This window comes from Mycobacterium sp. SMC-16 (genome assembly GCF_046250085.1).
In the GTDB taxonomy this organism is placed as follows: Bacteria; Actinomycetota; Actinomycetes; order Mycobacteriales; family Mycobacteriaceae; genus Mycobacterium; species Mycobacterium phocaicum.
Map to the genome: position 1 here is coordinate 516026 of NZ_CP176427.1, position 16067 is coordinate 532092.

16 protein-coding genes are annotated in these 16067 nt (G+C 67.6%); 9 read left to right on the forward strand and 7 right to left on the reverse strand.

Annotation, left to right across the window (positions count from 1 at the left end; genetic code table 11):
• Genes ACJEIK_RS02390 through ACJEIK_RS02405 form a run of 4 tightly spaced genes read right to left on the reverse strand, consistent with a single transcriptional unit; the run spans position 1 to position 3979 of the window.
• Positions 1 to 1353, reverse strand: coding sequence for a cytochrome P450 (locus tag ACJEIK_RS02390; protein ID WP_409430977.1), 1353 nt, complete (start codon positions 1351 to 1353; stop codon positions 1 to 3).
• Positions 1350 to 2177, reverse strand: a complete 828-nt coding sequence (locus ACJEIK_RS02395; protein WP_409430978.1) for an SDR family oxidoreductase — start codon at positions 2175 to 2177, stop codon at positions 1350 to 1352. The genes ACJEIK_RS02390 and ACJEIK_RS02395 overlap by 4 nt, the downstream gene beginning before the upstream one ends.
• Entirely contained in the window at positions 2178 to 3377 is a 1200-nt protein-coding gene (locus ACJEIK_RS02400) for a cytochrome P450 (protein WP_409430979.1), read from the reverse strand. It abuts the gene before it with no gap.
• Positions 3374 to 3979, reverse strand: coding sequence for a TetR family transcriptional regulator (locus ACJEIK_RS02405; RefSeq protein WP_135357846.1), 606 nt, complete (start codon positions 3977 to 3979; stop codon positions 3374 to 3376). The genes ACJEIK_RS02400 and ACJEIK_RS02405 overlap by 4 nt, the downstream gene beginning before the upstream one ends.
• Before the next feature lie 211 nt (positions 3980 to 4190).
• Here ACJEIK_RS02405 and ACJEIK_RS02410 point away from each other — a divergent pair, with 211 nt between their 5' ends.
• Genes ACJEIK_RS02410 through ACJEIK_RS02430 form a run of 5 tightly spaced genes read left to right on the forward strand, consistent with a single transcriptional unit; the run spans position 4191 to position 8973 of the window.
• Complete coding sequence (locus ACJEIK_RS02410; protein WP_409430980.1) at positions 4191 to 5660, forward strand: aldehyde dehydrogenase; 1470 nt, start codon at positions 4191 to 4193, stop codon at positions 5658 to 5660.
• Between the two features lie 50 nt (positions 5661 to 5710).
• A complete protein-coding gene (locus ACJEIK_RS02415) occupies positions 5711 to 6463 on the forward strand; it encodes an SDR family oxidoreductase (RefSeq protein ID WP_409430981.1) in 753 nt (250 codons plus the stop codon).
• A complete protein-coding gene (locus ACJEIK_RS02420) occupies positions 6460 to 7314 on the forward strand; it encodes an NAD(P)-dependent oxidoreductase (protein ID WP_064857350.1) in 855 nt (284 codons plus the stop codon). The genes ACJEIK_RS02415 and ACJEIK_RS02420 overlap by 4 nt, the downstream gene beginning before the upstream one ends.
• Positions 7314 to 7757, forward strand: coding sequence for a carboxymuconolactone decarboxylase family protein (locus tag ACJEIK_RS02425; protein ID WP_064857351.1), 444 nt, complete (start codon positions 7314 to 7316; stop codon positions 7755 to 7757). Before ACJEIK_RS02420 ends, ACJEIK_RS02425 begins: the two co-directional genes overlap by 1 nt.
• Positions 7747 to 8973, forward strand: coding sequence for a hypothetical protein (locus ACJEIK_RS02430; RefSeq protein WP_064857352.1), 1227 nt, complete (start codon positions 7747 to 7749; stop codon positions 8971 to 8973). Before ACJEIK_RS02425 ends, ACJEIK_RS02430 begins: the two co-directional genes overlap by 11 nt.
• A 7-nt stretch (positions 8974 to 8980) precedes the next feature.
• Here ACJEIK_RS02430 and ACJEIK_RS02435 read toward each other — a convergent pair whose 3' ends face one another.
• Entirely contained in the window at positions 8981 to 9472 is a 492-nt protein-coding gene (locus tag ACJEIK_RS02435; RefSeq protein ID WP_020098757.1) for an EspA/EspE family type VII secretion system effector, read from the reverse strand.
• Between the two features lie 72 nt (positions 9473 to 9544).
• Between ACJEIK_RS02435 and purD the strand changes: the two genes are divergently transcribed.
• The gene (gene purD, locus ACJEIK_RS02440; RefSeq protein WP_064857353.1) at positions 9545 to 10813 is read left to right on the forward strand and encodes a phosphoribosylamine--glycine ligase; all 1269 of its coding nucleotides are present in this window, start codon (positions 9545 to 9547) and stop codon (positions 10811 to 10813) included.
• 48 nt (positions 10814 to 10861) lie between these two features.
• On the opposite strand, the gene ACJEIK_RS02445 is transcribed toward purD, so the two are convergent.
• Complete coding sequence (locus tag ACJEIK_RS02445; protein ID WP_409430982.1) at positions 10862 to 11758, reverse strand: alpha/beta hydrolase; 897 nt, start codon at positions 11756 to 11758, stop codon at positions 10862 to 10864.
• 96 nt (positions 11759 to 11854) lie between these two features.
• Here ACJEIK_RS02445 and ACJEIK_RS02450 point away from each other — a divergent pair, with 96 nt between their 5' ends.
• From ACJEIK_RS02450 to ACJEIK_RS02460, 3 genes are read left to right on the forward strand one after another with little or no spacing between them, the layout of a single operon-like run.
• Positions 11855 to 12469 carry a TetR/AcrR family transcriptional regulator gene (locus ACJEIK_RS02450; protein ID WP_166428169.1) on the forward strand — a complete coding sequence of 205 codons (615 nt, stop codon included), beginning with the start codon at positions 11855 to 11857 and terminating at the stop codon, positions 12467 to 12469.
• A gap of 24 nt (positions 12470 to 12493) precedes the next feature.
• Positions 12494 to 13912, forward strand: coding sequence for an adenylosuccinate lyase (purB, locus tag ACJEIK_RS02455; protein ID WP_409430983.1), 1419 nt, complete (start codon positions 12494 to 12496; stop codon positions 13910 to 13912).
• A complete protein-coding gene (locus ACJEIK_RS02460; protein WP_409430984.1) occupies positions 13909 to 15126 on the forward strand; it encodes a cytochrome P450 in 1218 nt (405 codons plus the stop codon). The genes purB and ACJEIK_RS02460 overlap by 4 nt, the downstream gene beginning before the upstream one ends.
• Positions 15127 to 15171: 45 nt before the next feature.
• On the opposite strand, the gene ACJEIK_RS02465 is transcribed toward ACJEIK_RS02460, so the two are convergent.
• Positions 15172 to 16029, reverse strand: coding sequence for a cyclopropane mycolic acid synthase family methyltransferase (locus tag ACJEIK_RS02465; protein WP_064860544.1), 858 nt, complete (start codon positions 16027 to 16029; stop codon positions 15172 to 15174).
• Positions 16030 to 16067: the final 38 nt, after the last annotated feature.

The following is a 16067-nucleotide window of genomic DNA, read 5'->3' on the forward strand; positions in this document are numbered from 1 at the left end:
TCAGGCCCGCTTCCGATAGCGGACCGTGGCGGGCCGAGCCAACTGGACGACCATCTTGGAGTGGTCGTTCTGGTAGCTCTCCGGAGGCTGGGCCATCTCGAACTCATACTCGCGCAACAGAACCGAGAAGATCGCCTTGATCTGCATCTGCGCGAAAGCCGCGCCCACGCAGCGGTGCTTGCCGGCGCCGAACGGAATCCAGGTCCACCGGTTCAGCAGGTCTTCCTGACGCGGCTTCTCGTACCGGTTGGGGTTGAAGGCGTCGGGGTCCGGGAAGTCCTCCGGAATCCGGTTGGAGATCGCCGGTGACGCGGCCACCATCTGGCCCTTGTGGATGGGGTGCTCGGCCACCTCGAACTCGTCCTGCGCGACGCGCATCAGGATGATCAGCGGCGGGTGCAGGCGAAGCGTCTCCTTGAGTGCGTTGTCCAGGTTCGGAATCTGGCGCAGCGCATGGAAACTCACCTCCTGGCCGTCGCTGTAGAGGTCATCCAGCTCCTGCTGGACCTTGGCGTAGAAGTCGGGGTGGCGCAGCAGTTCGATCAGCGTCCACGACGACGTGCCCGAGCTGGTGTGGTGCCCGGCGAACATCAGGGAGATGAACATGCCGGTGACCTCGTTGGCGCTGAAGCGGTGGTTGCCCTCTTCGTCCTTGATCGAGACCAGGACGTCGAGCAGGTCGCGATCGCTCTTGTCGGTGGGCGGGTTGGCAATGCGCCCGTTCATGACCTCCTGCACCAGCTCCACCAGATTGGCCCGCGCCTCGTCGCGGATGCGGAAGCTCTCGATGGGCAGGTAAGGATCGACGTAGCAGAGCGGATCGGTGCCGCGCTCGAGCAGGTGGTAGTAGTTCGCGAAGCGAGAGTCGAGCTGGTTGCGGAACTTCGGGCCGATGAGGCAGGCCGTCGAGGTGTAGATGGTGAGCTCGGAGAAGAACTCCAGCAGGTCGATTTCGCCGGACTCGCCCCAGTTTTCGGTCATCCGCCGGACCTCGCGCTCGATGGTCGCGGCGTGGCCCTTCATCTGCTCACCGCGCAGCGCGGTGTTGTGCAGCATCTCGGCCCGGCGCTCCGGATCGGCGTCGAACACCACGCCCTCGCCGAAGATCGGGGTCATGAACGGGTAGGCCTCGGCCTGGTTGAGCTCGCTGTCGCTGGAGCGGAAGAAGAACTCGTTGGCTTCGGAACCCGTCAGCAGCACCACCTGCTTGTCGGCGAGCTGGAACCAGCCGACGTCACCGCACTCGTCGCGCACGCGCTGCATCAGTCCGATCGGGTCGGTCCGGAACTCCTCCAGGTGGCCGTGCTCCTCCTCGCCACCCGAAACCCGCTGTACCTCTTTGGTAATGGTCATTGGTTCGGCATCCCTTCCTCGCCGAGAGCGAGCGACTGGCGTTCCTTGGCTTCGGCGAGCGGCGCCTCGGGCTGAAGCTCCATGTTGGCGATGAATCCGCCGCGCGGGGTCTCGGCGACGAACGTGATGGCGCGCGCCAGGTCTGCCGCGCGCAGGAAGTAGCTGTGCCGGGCCTGGCCCCACTTGGCCCAATCCTCAAGAGCCGGGCCGATTTTCTCGGCCGGCAGGCTCCAGCCCATGGACGTCATGGTCGGACCGGGGTGCACCACCGAGGCACGCACACCGGTGCCTTCCAGCTCCATCTGCAGGTTGGTCACCATCGCGACCAGGCCGGCTTTCGCGGCGCCGTAGGCGCCCATGTGCGGACGCTGCCGCAGCGCCACGTCGGAGCCGACGAAGATCAGGTCGCCGCGCCGGCGCTCGACCATGCCGTCGAGCACAGCGCGGGCCATGCGGTTGGCGCCGACCAGGTGAATCTGCAGCTGCTGGGCGAACTCGTCGGTGCTCATCTCGTGCAACCGGCCGAAGTTGGTGTCACCGGCACCGGTGACCAGAACCTCGATGTCGCCGAGCGCGGCCGTCGCCTTGGCGACGAAGTTCTCGACGGATGCGTTGTCGGTGACGTCCAGCGGCAGCGCGATCGCCTCTCCGCCTTCGGCTTTGATCTGGTCGACGAGTTCCTGACACTTCTCCACGCGGCGGGCGCCGAGGGCGACCGGGAAGCCGTGCGCGGCGAGCGCGGTCGCCGTCGCGGCGCCGATGCCCGACGAGGCCCCGGCCACGATGGCGGGCCTGCGGGTGGGGTGTGGTTCGAAACGGGCCATTTAGCGTGCCTTCACTGTCATTGGGAGGTGGGCAAATCCGCGTACGGAACTCGAGTGGACGCGGACGGAGTTGTCCTCGTCCACCTCGTAACTCCGGATGCGTTTGAACAATTCGGTCAGGGCGACCCGGGCTTCCATCCGGGCCAGGTGGGCGCCCAGGCAGAAGTGAGCGCCGCTGCCGAAACTCACGAGCTTCGAACCGATGTCGCGGCCGATGCGGTATTCGTCGGGCTGGTCGAACACCCGCTCGTCGCGGTTGGCCGATCCGGCCAGCAGCACCAGCACGTCACCCGCCGGGACGGTGGTGCCGTAGAACTCGAGGTCCTCGACGACGGCCCGGGCCAGCAGCTGGCTCGACGTGTCGTAGCGCAGCGTCTCCTCGATCCACGGCGAGATCAGCTCATGGTCGTCGAACACCGGAGCCAGTTGGTCGGGGTTCTTGGCTCCCCAATACGCCGCATTGGCAAGCAGTTTCGTGGTGGTCTCGTTACCGGCGATGACCATCAGGAACAGGAATGCCATGATCTCGTCATCGGTGAGCTTGTCGCCGTCGATCTCGGCCTCCACCAGCGCCGAGGTGAGATCATCGGACAGGCTCTTGCGGCGCTGCTTGACCATGTCGGCGTAATACATCAGCAGCTCACCCGATGCGGCCATGGCCGACGGCGGGACATCGGCCGTCCCGTCCTCGCGGTGCATCACACCGTCGGCGAGCGCGCGGATGCGCACGCGGTCTTCTTGCGGCACGCCCATCAGCTCACTGATGACGTCCATGGGCAGTTTGCCCGCGAAATCGTCGACGTAGTCGAAGCTGTTGTTCTGCAACGCCTCGTCGAGATGCTGGACGGCGATCTCGGTGACCCGTCCCTCCAGTTCCCGGATGCGCCGGGGTGTGAAGCCCTTGGAGACCAGGGTGCGCAGCCGCAGGTGCGCCGGATCATCAAGGGCCAGAAAGGACATCACGCGGTGGGCCTCGGCGTTGCGGGAGATCGGATCCAGCGAGACGCCGTGCTTGTTGGACAGGGCGGTGCTGTTCCGGAAGCCGCGCAGCACGTCCTCGTGGCGGGACAGCGCCCAGAAGTTGAGCTTGTCGTTCCGGTAGATCGGCGCCTCGTCCCGCAGCCGCCGGTAGTACGGGTACGGATCCTCGTGGAAGTCGTAGCTGTACGGATCGATCAGCAGTTCAACATTGGCTGTCATGCGTTGTCTCCCAAGATGAGTCCGACGACGTAGGCCAGCCGGTCGGCGATCTGGTGATAGGTGTAGGCGCCGCTACCGGCGTTGACGAGCGCGCCGAAGTACGTCATCTCCAGGGCCGAGAGCAGGCGCGGATCGGCGTCGGGGCCGACGGCCGAGCGGATGCGCTTGTGGATTTCGGCACCGATGCGGTCGCGCACCTTGCGGACGGTCTCGTCGTCGCCCGACAGCAGGGCCGTCGTGCACGCCGCGGCCACCCCGGGTTCGTCTGCGACGACCAGTGCCAGGCTGCGCAGTGCCTGCTCGACCCGGCTCGCCATCGTCTGGTTGACGTCGGTGAAGTAGGGCACCTGCCGAACCATGTCCAGGTACACCTCGGCGATGAGGTGGTTCTTGGACGAGAAGTAGGTGTAGGCGGTTGCCGGCGCGACCTTGGCGCGCGCGGCGACGGCCCGCACCGTCAGGTCGGCGTAGGAGGACTCTCGCAGCATTTCGCGACCGGCGGCCAGAACCTTCTGGAAGGTTTCCTCCTGGCGGCGGTTGCGCGGCTGGTCGTCCGCTTCTTGGCTGGCGCTCGTGAGCGCGGCCACTGCATCGCTGGACACGTGTCCAAGCTAGCCGATGGCCCGCCGTGGAGGCAAGATGTGCTCATGAAATGCCAGTTAAAAGTCTATTTATGCGAGAAAATCGACGGCCGACGCCACCCGACTCTTGCTACTCGACGGCGCGTGAGGTTATGGTTCGACTGAACGTTGTCGGACAGTTGTCCAACGAAATTTCACATCACTGGACATCGTCCAGTGGGCAGGAGTGCAGATGACCTTGCTGGGTGATCGCGAAAGTCGCCTTCTCATCGACGGAAAATTGGTGCCGGGTTCGCGAGGCACGTTCCCGACCGTCAATCCCGCGACCGAGGAAGTCATCGGCGTGGCGGCCGACGCCACGGTGGGCGACACGGTCGACGCCATCGATGCCGCCCGTCGGACTTTCGACGAAACCGACTGGTCCACCAACGTCGAGCTCCGCGTGCGGTGCCTGCGGCAGCTGCAGCAGGCCATGCGCGACCACAGCGACGAATTGCGTGAACTGACGATCTCCGAGGTCGGCGCGCCCCGAATGCTCACCGCCGGAGCGCATTTGGACGGTCCGATCGAAGACCTGAGCTTCGCCGCCGACACCGCGGAGAGCTACCAGTGGACCACCGACCTGGGACATGCCACGCCGCAGGGCATTCCGACCAACCGCACCATCGCGCGCGAGGCCGTCGGCGTCGTCGGTGCCATCACGCCGTGGAACTTCCCGCACCAGATCAACCTGGCCAAGATCGGCCCGGCACTCGCGGCGGGCAACACCCTGATCCTCAAGCCCGCGCCGGATACCCCATGGGTCGCCGCGGTGCTCGGCGAACTGATCACCCAGCACACCGATTTCCCGGCGGGCGCCATCAACATCGTCACCTCCCGGGATCATGGCGTCGGGGCCATGCTGTCGAAACATGCTGACGTGGACATGGTTTCGTTCACCGGCTCGACCGTCACCGGCCGCGCCGTGATGACCGACGCCGCCGAGACCATCAAGAAGGTGTTCCTGGAACTCGGTGGCAAGTCGGCGTTCCTGGTTCTCGACGACGCCGACGTGGCGGGCGCCTGCGCCATGGCGGCGTTCACGGCGTCGATGCACGCCGGTCAGGGCTGCGCGATCACCACCCGGCTGGTCGTGCCGCGGGCCCGCTACGACGAGGCCGTCGCGGCCGCGGCGGGCACCATGGGCGGCATCAAGCCCGGCGATCCGTCCAGCCCGCGCACCGTGTGCGGCCCGGTGATCTCGGCCCGCCAGCGTGATCGGGTGCAGAGCTACCTTGACCTCGCCATCGAGGAAGGTGGCACGTTCGCGTGCGGTGGCGGCCGGCCGGCCGACCGCGACACCGGTTTCTTCATCGAGCCGACCGTCATTGCCGGACTGGACAACTCGGCCCGCGTCGCCCGCGAGGAGATCTTCGGGCCGGTACTCACCGTGATCGCCCATGACGGGGACGACGACGCCGTCCGCATCGCCAACGACTCGCCGTACGGCCTGTCCGGCACGGTGTTCTCGGCCGACCCGCAGCGGGCGGCCGGCGTGGCGGCGCGGCTGCGCGTCGGCACCGTCAACGTCAACGGCGGTGTCTGGTACTCCGCCGACGCACCGTTCGGCGGCTACAAGCAGTCCGGCAACGGCCGGGAGATGGGCATCGCCGGGTTCGAGGAATACCTGGAGACCAAGTGCATCGCCACGCTGGCGACGTAGGCCTGGTCACCGAGAACTGTTGACCGACAAGCGTTATTCGAGAGGAAATCATGAGCAGGTTTGAGAACAAGGTCGCCATCGTGACCGGGGCGGGCGGCGGCATCGGCCAGGTCTACGCCGAGGCGCTGGCCCGGGAAGGCGCCGCGGTCGTCATCGCCGACATCAACGTCGAAGGCGCCGAGAAGGTGGCCGCCGGCATCAAGGCCGACGGTGGCAAGGCGCTGGCCGTGCGGGTCGACGTCTCCGACATCGAGTCGGCCAATGACATGGCCGCGCAGGCGGTCGCCGAGTTCGGCGGCATCGACTACCTGGTGAACAACGCCGCGATCTTCGGTGGCATGAAGCTCGACGGTCTGCTGACCGTGGACTGGGACTACTACCGCAAGTTCATGAGCGTCAACCTCGACGGCGCGCTGGTGTGTACCCGCGCGGTGTTCCCGCACATGGAGAAGCGGGGCGGCGGCTCGATCGTCAACCAGTCCTCCACCGCGGCATGGGTTTACGCCAACTTCTACGGTCTGGCCAAGGTCGGGGTCAACGGCCTGACGCAGCAGCTGTCGCGCGAGCTGGGGTGGCGCAACATCCGGATCAACGCCATCGCGCCAGGCCCGATCGACACCGAGGCCAACCGCAGCACCACGCCGCAGGCCATCGTCAAACAGATCGTGCAGACCCTGCCGCTGGCGCGCATGGGCACGCCTGAAGACCTCGCCGGCATGTGCCTGTTCCTGCTGTCCGACGAGGCCAGCTGGATCACCGGTCAGATCTTCAACGTCGACGGCGGACAGATCATCCGGTCATGAGTTCTGAGGTGAAACTGGGGTATATCGGGTTGGGCAACCAGGGCGCCCCGATGGCCAAGCGCCTGGCCGAATGGCCCGGCGGGCTCATCGTTTTCGACGTTCGTGCCGAGTCCATGGCGCCGTTCGCCGAGCTCGGCGCCACCCTGGCCGGCAGCGTCGCCGAGGTGGCCAAGGCCGACGTCATCAGCGTCACGGTGCTCAACGACGAGCAGGTCCGTGACGTCGTGACGCAGCTCGCCGAGCACGCCGCGCCCGGCACGGTGATCGCGATCCACTCCACCATCGAGCCGACGACAGCCGTCGAACTGGCCGAGCAGCTGCGGCCCAAGGGGATTCACATCGTCGATGCCCCCGTCAGCGGCGGTGCCCATGCGGCGAGCAAGGGTGAGCTGGCGGTCATGGTCGGCGCCGACGACGAGGCCTATGACAAGGTCAAGCCCGTCTTCAAGCAGTGGGCGTCATTGGTCGTGCGGGCCGGCGAGCCCGGCGCCGGGACCAAGATGAAGCTGGCGCGGAACATGCTGACGTTCATCGGTTTTGCCGCCGCGTGTGAGGCGCAGAAGCTCGCCGAGGCATCGGGCATCGACCTGCAGAAGCTAGGACGTGTGGTGCGGCACAGTGACGCGCAGTCGGGTGGCCCCGGCGCCATCATGGCGCGCGACGACACCAAACCCCTGGCGCCCGACCACTTCCTCTACAACATGTTCGTCCACACCCGCGGGCTGGCGGAGAAGGACCTGTCACTGGCGCTGGGGCTGGGTTCGGCTGTGGGAGTCGACCTTCCGCTTGCCGAGCTGGCACTGGCCAACCTCGCCGAGGGCCTCGGCGTACCGCATTCCAAGGAGAATTGATGGACGAGCTGCGCGCCAGGGGCCTGGCGAAGATGAACGAGGTCTACGGCTGGGAGATGCCCAACATCGAGGGCGACCCGTACTTCGACCTCACCGTGGATCACCTGTTCGGCACCATCTGGAGCAAGCCCGGACTGTCCATGCGGGAGAAGCGCCTGATGACGTTCACGTGCGTCACCGCCGTCGGCTCGCAGGACCTCGCCGAGATTCAGATCAACGCGGCCCTGCTCAACGAGGAGTTCACCGAGGCCGAACTCAAGGACATCGGCATCTTCCTGACGCAGTACCTCGGCTTCCCGCTCGGTTCGGCGTTCAACGGCGCCGTGTCCAAGGTGGTCGCCAGGCGGCGCAAGGCCGCGGAGAAGGGCCAGGACGAGGACCGCAAGGCCAACGTCAATGCCGCCGTCAAGATGAACACCGGGAGCGAGCTCGATGACAAGTAGGTACGCGTCGCTGTCGCGTGCTGAGCTCGCGGCACTGATGCCCGAGCTGCTGCTGATCGGCCAGCTCATCGATCGCGCCGGAATGGCCTGGTGCATCGTCGAATTCGGCCGGGAAGAGATGCTGCAGGTCGCCATCGAGGAGTGGGCCGGGTCCAGTCCGCTCTACACCAAACGGATGCAGAAGGCGCTGAAATACGAAGGCGTGGATGTCATCACGATCTTCAAGGGCCTGCAGCTCGACATCGGCGCGCCGCCGCAGTTCATGGACTTCCGGTACACCGTGCACGACCGGTGGCACGGTGAGTTCCACCTGGACCACTGCGGCGCTCTCATGGACGTCGAGCCGATGGGTCCCGACTACGTGCGCGGCATGTGCCATGACATCGAGGACCCGACGTTCGACGCGACGGCGCTCGCGACCAACCGGCGCTGCCAGGTTCGGCCCATCCACCGGCCGCCGCGGGTCCCCGCGGACCGGACCCCGGCGTGCGCGTGGACCGTCATCATCGACGAGTCCTACCCCGAGGTCGATTTCATCCCGCAGCTCGACATCATCGGCGCCACCAACGCCTACCGATGCGAACTCGACGACATCGACTCCGCGGACGACGGCCAGGCCGACTACTCCGGGCCGCTGGTGAGTGACGTCGACTTCTCGGCGTTCTCGCACTCGGCGCTGGTGCGCATCGCCGACGAGGTGTGCCTGCAGATGCACCTGCTGGTGCTGTCTTTCGCGCTGGCCGTGCGGGCCCGCTGCGATGGCGACGTCGACAAGGAACGGTCCATCCGGACCAAGTCCCTGATCGGCATCTCCGGCGTGGCGGCCGAGCGCATCCGTCAGGTGCTCGGGTTGCCGGCCGATGCCGCCGGCGCCCTGCGGGTATTGGAGCTGCATCCGCTGCTCAACCCGGCCGCATATGTCTCCGTTGACGTTTCGGCCGACGAGGTGCATGTGCACCCGTCGCCCGCACACGAGGACGGCGCCTGGATCACGCTGGTCTCCCCGGAGTCCGCTCTGCCGCTGCAGGCGATCGCAACAGCCGTCAATCCCTTGCTGCGGGCCGAGGTGTCCGGCGATGCCACCGACTGGACCGTCAGGTTCATCGAAACCGACACGCCGGCAAAGGAACTCGGCGAGGTCTCGGTGTGCAAGGTCAGCAGCGGTGCGGCATGGGTTTTCGAGGAACGCAAGTCCCTGCCGCTGACGGTGGTGTAGGGGTCGCTCAGAAGTCGTCGAACTCGCTGTCGAGGCTCTGGATTCGGCCGGCGACTCCCGACAGGTCGGTGTGGGAGCGCTGGATGATGTCGGCGACGTCGCCGCTGGCCTTGCCGATCGCCGACCACAGCGCGTGGTCGGCGGCAGCGGTCGGCGTCTTCTTCGATTCGTCGGCGAGGTCGGTCACCCACCGCTTGAGCGCGTCGAGTTCGCGCCGTCCGCCGTTGACCACGTCCGCGGACCGCTCGAGTTCGTCGCCCACACGCTTGTCGAGGTCGGCCAGCCGGCCGAGGGTCTGGGCGTGCTTGGCGTTGGCGTCGGCATAGCGGTCGGCCGCGCCGCCGGTCCAGTGCGAACCGGGACCCGCGGCCTTCACCTGATCCTGCAGCTCACGCAACTGCTCGCTCTTGTCGAACTCGGAGCGGTCGTGCGGAACGCCCTCGCCGAAGGTCGCGCGGGCCCGCTCCCACATCAGCAGGAAGGCATCCAGCGGCTCCACCGGTGCGGACCTCCTCGCGTGCGTCGGGCCTGCCCAGTTTAGGACGAGCCGACCAGCTACTAGGGTGTGGCTGTGCGCGTCCTCGTGATCGGCTCCGGTGCCCGTGAACATGCCCTGCTGCTCGCCCTGAGCCGCGACCCCCAGGTGGACTACCTGGCCGTCGCTCCCGGCAATGCCGGTACCTCCGCCGTCGCCGAGCAGCACGACGTCGACATCACCGCCGCCGACGAGGTCGTCGCGCTGGCCAAGAAGCTGACGGCCGACCTGGTCGTGATCGGACCCGAGGTTCCGCTGGTGCTCGGTGTCGCCGACGCGCTGCGGGCAGCCGGCATCGCAACCTTCGGGCCGTCCAAGGACGCCGCCCGCATCGAAGGCTCCAAGGCGTTCGCCAAGGACGTCATGTCCGCCGCCGGCGTTCGCACCGCGACGAGCGAGATCGTCGACAACCCCGCCCACCTCGATGCCGCCCTGGACCGCTTCGGCCCGCCCGCCGGCCAGCAGGCCTGGGTCGTCAAGGACGACGGTCTGGCCGCAGGCAAGGGCGTCGTCGTCTCCGCCGACCGGGAGGCCGCCCGCGCCCACGCCGCCGAACTGCTCGAATCCGGCCACCCGGTGCTGCTCGAGTCGTTCCTCGACGGGCCCGAGGTGTCGCTGTTCTGCGTCGTCGACGGCGAGACCGTGGTGCCGCTGCTGCCCGCGCAGGATTTCAAGCGCGTCGGCGACAACGACAGCGGACCCAACACCGGCGGCATGGGCGCCTACACGCCGTTGCCGTGGCTGCCCGCCGCGGTCGTCGACCAGATCGTCGACGAGGTCGTCAAACCCGTTGCCGCGGAACTGGTCCGGCGTGACAGCTCCTTCTCCGGGCTGCTGTACGCGGGCCTGGCCATCACGTCGAACGGTCCGGCCGTCGTCGAATTCAACTGCCGCTTCGGCGATCCCGAGACCCAGGCGGTTCTGGCGCTGCTGCAGACGCCGCTCGGCACGCTGCTGAACGCTGCCGCCACCGGAACCCTGGACGCCGTCGGTCCGCTGCAGTGGCAGGACGGATCGGCCGTGACGGTCGTCGTCGCCGCCGAGAACTACCCGGGACGCCCCCGCGTCGGCGACGTCATCACCGGATCGGAGACCGCGGGCGTGCTGCACGCGGGCACCACGCGCCGCGACGACGGCAGCGTCGTCTCCTCCGGCGGCCGGGTGCTGTCGGTGGTCGGTACCGGTGCGGACCTGGCGGCCGCGCGCGCCGAGGCCTACCGGATCATCGAGTCGATCCGCTTGCCGGGCAGCCACTTCCGCACCGACATCGGCCTCGCCGCCGCCGAAGGCCGCATCTCCCTCTAGGGATTCGTGCACGATTTTCCGCGGTGCGCGCGGAAAATCGTGCACAAATCACTGGACGAGGAGCGGGGCGAGCCAGGAAATCTCGGCCGGCAGCTGCGCGCTCCAGAACGACGCGTCGTGTCCGCCGGGGGAGAAGCCGCCCGCTGCGCCGCCCGGCAGCTGGGCGATGAACTGCTTGGTGGCCGAGTAGAACGGGTCGCTGTCGCCGCAGTCGATGCGGATCGGGATGCCTGCCAGCCCGGGCAGGCCCCACACCGAGTTGGCGGCGTAGTCGGCCGCGCCGTCGAACGCGCCCGGGGCCGTCGCGCCCGATGACGTCCACAACGCGGGGCTGACGGCGCAGATCGCCGCGGTCCGGGCCGCGCCCAACCGAGCGCCCAGTAGCAGCGCGCCGTAGCCGCCCATCGACCAGCCGAGGAAGCCCACCCGCGAGGTGTCGAGGCCCTGGCCGGCCAGCATCGGGATCAGCTCGTCGAGCACCATGGCGCCCGAATCCTCGCCCGAAGCCCGCTTGTGCCAGTAGCCGCCACCGCCGTCGACGGCCACGACCGCGAACGGCGGCAGTCCCGCGGCGACGGCCTGCGCCAGCCCCTGTTCGACGCCGCCGGCCATCACCGTCGCGGCGTCGCTGCCTTTGCCGTGCAGCGCGATCACGGGCCTCAGCGGGGCCGTCTGGCCCGGCGGGCGGGCGATGGCCCAGTTGGTGGAGATGCCGCCGCGGGCCTGCGAGACGAAGGAACCCGTCACGTAGGTCGGTGCCGGATCCGCGACGGCCGGGGGTGGCGCCAGCGGCACCCCGACGCTCGTCATGGTCACCGGGGTCGCGGTGACCGTCGGGCGGCCCGACGTCGACCCCAACGCGAATGCGCCGGCGGCCCCTGCGGCGGCGCCGGCTCCGAGACGGAGGACGGCGCGTCGGCTCAGCTCTGCCATGGCCGCCATCATGCCATCGGCCGCAGCCCGTCATTCCTGAGTAATGCCTAATGGATTACGTGAAATCGTGATCGCCGCGTGACCATTCCTGGCAGCATTTACAGGGTGATGACAGCAGTCACCCCAAAGGGGGAACGGCGACGGTATGCGCTGGTCAGCGCTGCCGCCGAGCTGCTGTGTGAGGGCGGCTTCGACGCCGTCCGGCACCGCGCCGTGGCGCAGCGGGCCGGGCTGCCGCTGGCCTCCACGACGTACTACTTCTCGTCCCTCGACGACCTGATCGAAAAGGCGGTCGAGCACGTCGGAGAATCGGAATCTCAGCAGCTGCGCATGCGCGTCTCGGCGTTGTCGCGACGCCGCCGCGGCGCGGACGCGACGGCGGATCTACTGGTCGACCTGCTGGTCGGTGACGGTAACCGGGCGTCCGACCAGTTGATTTCCCGCTACGAGCGGTACATCGCCTGCGCCCGCCAGCCCGGGCTGCGTGACGTGCAGCGACGCATCCTCAAGCAGCGGTCCGATGCCGTCATCGAGGTGGTGGAACGGTCCGGGCGCTCGGTGCGGGCCGAACTGCTCACGGCCCTGGTCTGTGCCGTCGACGGCGCGGTGGTGGCGTCGATGGTGAGTGACGGCGACGGCCCGCGCGCGACGGCCCGGGCGACCCTCGTGGACGTCATCGACGTCTTGGCGCCCTTCGACCAAGAACGCCGGGTCGCCCTATAAGCGGGCTTAGTAGGCTGTAGTCCCGTGAGCATCCCCAACGTGCTGGCCAATCGTTACGCCAGCGACGAGATGGTGGCCATCTGGTCGCCGGAGAACAAGATCGTCGCCGAACGCCGGCTGTGGCTGGCCGTGCTGCGCGCGCAGTCCGAACTGGGCGTGGCCGTGCCGTCCGGCGTCGTTGAGGACTACGAGCGGGTGCTGGACCAGGTCGACCTGGATTCCATCGCCGCGCGCGAACGCGTCACCCGGCACGACGTCAAGGCGCGCATCGAAGAGTTCAACGCGCTGGCCGGCCACGAGCACGTCCACAAGGGCATGACGAGCCGCGACCTCACCGAGAACGTCGAGCAGCTGCAGATCCGGCAGTCGCTGGAGCTGGTGTTCTCGCACGGCGTCGCGGTGGTGGCCCGGCTGGCCGAACGCGCCGCGCTGTACCGCGACCTGGTGATGGCCGGCCGCTCGCACAACGTGGCGGCGCAGGCCACCACCCTGGGCAAGCGGTTCGCCTCGGCCGCCGAGGAGACGCTGATCGCGCTGACCCGGCTGCGGGAACTGATCGACCGGTACCCGCTGCGCGGCATCAAGGGCCCGATGGGCACGTCGCAGGACATGTTGGACCTGTTCGACGGTGACGCCTCGCGGCTGGCGGACCTGGAGCGCCGGGTGGCCGAATTCCTGGGATTCACCGAGGTTTTCACGTCCGTCGGCCAGGTGTACCCGCGGTCGCTGGACCACGACGTGCTGTCCGCGCTGGTGCAGCTGGGCGCCGGTCCGTCATCGTTCGCGCACACCATCCGGCTGATGGCCGGCCACGAACTGGCCACCGAGGGCTTCGCGCCCGGGCAGGTCGGCTCGTCGGCCATGCCGCACAAGATGAACACCCGCTCGTGCGAGCGCGTCAACGGCCTGCAGGTCGTGCTGCGCGGCTACGGCTCGATGGCCGCGGAACTGGCTGGCGCGCAATGGAATGAGGGTGACGTCTTCTGCTCGGTGGTGCGCCGCGTCGCGCTGCCCGACGCATTCTTCGCGATCGACGGGCAGACCGAGACGTTCCTGACGGTGCTCGACGAGTTCGGCGCCTACCCGGCCGTGATCCAGCGCGAGCTGGACCGCTACCTGCCCTTCCTGGCGACGACCCGCATTCTGATAGCCGCGGTGCGCGCCGGCGTCGGCCGCGAGACCGCGCACGAGGTCATCAAGGAGCATGCCGTCGCGGTCGCGCTCGCGATGCGCGAAAAGGGTTTGGAGCCCGACCTTCTGGACCGGCTGGCCGCCGATCCGCGGCTGCCGCTGGACCGCGTCGAGCTCGACGCGGCACTGGCCGACAAGCAGGCGTTCAGCGGTGCGGCCGGCGACCAGGTCGACGCCGTCGTCGCCGCGGTGGACCGCCTGGTGGCGCAGTACCCGGAGGCGGCCAAGTACACCTCGGGCGCCATCCTGTGACCTTGGCGGGAAGCTTGGCCGGGGTTGACCTGACCGACCTCGACAACTTCGCGTCGGGCTTCCCACACGAGCTGTTCGCGCGGCACCGCGCGGAAGCTCCGGTGTACTGGCACGAGCCGACCGAGAACACCCCCGACGGCGAGGGCTTCTGGTCGGTGGCCACTCACGCGGAAACCCTTGCGGTGCTGCGTGATCCGGTGACCTACTCGTCGGTGACGGGCGGTACGCGGCAGTTTGGCGGGACCCTGATCCAGGACCTGTCGATCGCCGGCCAGGTGCTGAACATGATGGACGATCCGCGGCACGCGGAGATCCGGCGGCTGGTGTCGTCGGGGCTGACGCCGCGGATGATCGCGCGGGTCGAGGATGACCTGCGTGCCCGCAGCCGGGCGCTGCTGGATGCGGTGTCGCCGGGGGTTCCGTTCGACTTCCTGGTCGACATCGCGGCCGAGCTGCCCATGCAGATGATCTGCATCCTGATGGGTATCCCGGAGTCGCAACGGCATTGGCTGTTCGAGGCCATCGAGCCGAGTTTCGATTTCGGCGGTTCCCGCAAGGCCGCCATCACCCGGTTGTCCGTGGAGGAAGCCGGCTCCCGGATGTACAACTTCGGCATGGAGCTGATCGCATCCAAGCGGGCCGAGCCCACCGACGACATGCTGTCGGTGGTGGCCAACGCCGAAGGCGTGTCAGACCTCGAGGTGTACCTGTTCTTCAACCTGCTGTTCAGCGCGGGCGCCGAGACCACCCGAAACTCGGTGGCCGGCGGGCTGCTGGCGTTGTGCGAGAACCCCTCTCAGCTGGCGCGGCTGCGCGCCGACCTGTCGCTGCTGCCGTCCGCGATCGAGGAGATGGTGCGCTGGACCTCGCCGTCGCCGTCGAAGCGGCGCACCGCCACGCGGGCGGTGTCGCTGGGCGGTTGCGATATCGAGGCGGGGCAGAAGGTGGTCGTCTGGGAAGGTTCGGCCAACCGCGACGAGCTGGTGTTCGCCGACCCCATGACGTTCGATGTGGCGCGCAAACCCAACCCGCACTTGGGATTCGGGCAGGGGCTGCACTACTGCCTGGGCGCCAACCTGGCTCGTCTGGAGCTGCGGGTGCTGTTCGAGGAGCTGCTCACCCGGTTCCCGGACATCCAGGTGGTCGAGCCGCCCGAATGGACCCGCAGCAACCGGCACACAGGGCTCCGGCACCTCTGGGTTTCCCTGTCGTGATGTGTGCACGAAAATCCGCGGGTGGCGCGGAAAATCGTGCACAAATCACGACTTTTCGAGGGTGAATTGATTGACGTCGACCTGGCGCAGCCGGAACAACTTCGCACACCCGGTCAGGTATTTCATATACCGGTCGTAGACCTCGACCGATTGCACTGCGATGGCTTCGTCGCGGTGTGATTCCAGGGCTTCGGCCCAGAGGTCGAGGGTTTTCGCGTAGTGCGGCTGCAATGACTGGACACGAGTCACCTTGAATCCGGCCGCCGCGGCGTGCTGACGGACCATCGGGGCGGACGGCAGTCGGCCGCCCGGGAAAATCTCGGTCATGATGAACTTGACGAACCGCAGGAGGTCAATCGTCACGGGCAGGTTCGTGTAACGCGGATCGGTGGTGCAGATGGTGTGCAGCAGCATGACGCCGTCGGGCGGGAGGGCGTCGTATGCCATCTGGAAGAACGCCGGATAGCGTTCGTGACCGAAATGTTCGAAGGCGCCGATCGACACGATCCGGTCGACTGTTCCGTCGTATTGCTCCCAGCCTCCGAGGAGGACGCGACGGGAGCGGGTGGTGTCCATGTCGTCGAAGAGCCGCTCGACGTGGGTGGCCTGGTTTCTGGACAAGGTGAGGCCGACGACGTTCACGTCGTACTTCTCGATGGCGCGGCACATGGTGGCACCCCAGCCGCAGCCGACGTCGAGCAGCGTCATTCCCGGTGTGAGGCCGAGTTTTCCGAGGGCGAGGTCGATCTTGGCTGTTTGGGCTTGTTCGAGCGTCATGTCGTCGCGCTCGAAGTATGCGCAGCTGTAGGTCTGGCTGGGGTCCAGGAACAGTCTGAAGAAGTCGTCGGATAGGTCGTAGTGGGCTTGGACGTCCGCGAAATGGGGTTGAAGTTTCGGCGCCATGAGGTTCCTTCCTGGCGGTGGGACTGGATTCAGTCGAT

Coding starts and splice junctions, on each gene's coding strand:
- ACJEIK_RS02390 (WP_409430977.1), bottom strand. CDS start 1,353: ATGACCATTACCAAAGAGGTACAGCGGGTTTCGGGTGGCGAGGAGGAG.
- ACJEIK_RS02395 (WP_409430978.1), bottom strand. CDS start 2,177: ATGGCCCGTTTCGAACCACACCCCACCCGCAGGCCCGCCATCGTGGCC.
- ACJEIK_RS02400 (WP_409430979.1), bottom strand. CDS start 3,377: ATGACAGCCAATGTTGAACTGCTGATCGATCCGTACAGCTACGACTTC.
- ACJEIK_RS02410 (WP_409430980.1), top strand. CDS start 4,191: ATGACCTTGCTGGGTGATCGCGAAAGTCGCCTTCTCATCGACGGAAAA.
- ACJEIK_RS02415 (WP_409430981.1), top strand. CDS start 5,711: ATGAGCAGGTTTGAGAACAAGGTCGCCATCGTGACCGGGGCGGGCGGC.
- ACJEIK_RS02420 (WP_064857350.1), top strand. CDS start 6,460: ATGAGTTCTGAGGTGAAACTGGGGTATATCGGGTTGGGCAACCAGGGC.
- ACJEIK_RS02425 (WP_064857351.1), top strand. CDS start 7,314: ATGGACGAGCTGCGCGCCAGGGGCCTGGCGAAGATGAACGAGGTCTAC.
- ACJEIK_RS02430 (WP_064857352.1), top strand. CDS start 7,747: ATGACAAGTAGGTACGCGTCGCTGTCGCGTGCTGAGCTCGCGGCACTG.
- ACJEIK_RS02445 (WP_409430982.1), bottom strand. CDS start 11,758: ATGATGGCGGCCATGGCAGAGCTGAGCCGACGCGCCGTCCTCCGTCTC.
- ACJEIK_RS02450 (WP_166428169.1), top strand. CDS start 11,855: ATGACAGCAGTCACCCCAAAGGGGGAACGGCGACGGTATGCGCTGGTC.
- ACJEIK_RS02465 (WP_064860544.1), bottom strand. CDS start 16,029: ATGGCGCCGAAACTTCAACCCCATTTCGCGGACGTCCAAGCCCACTAC.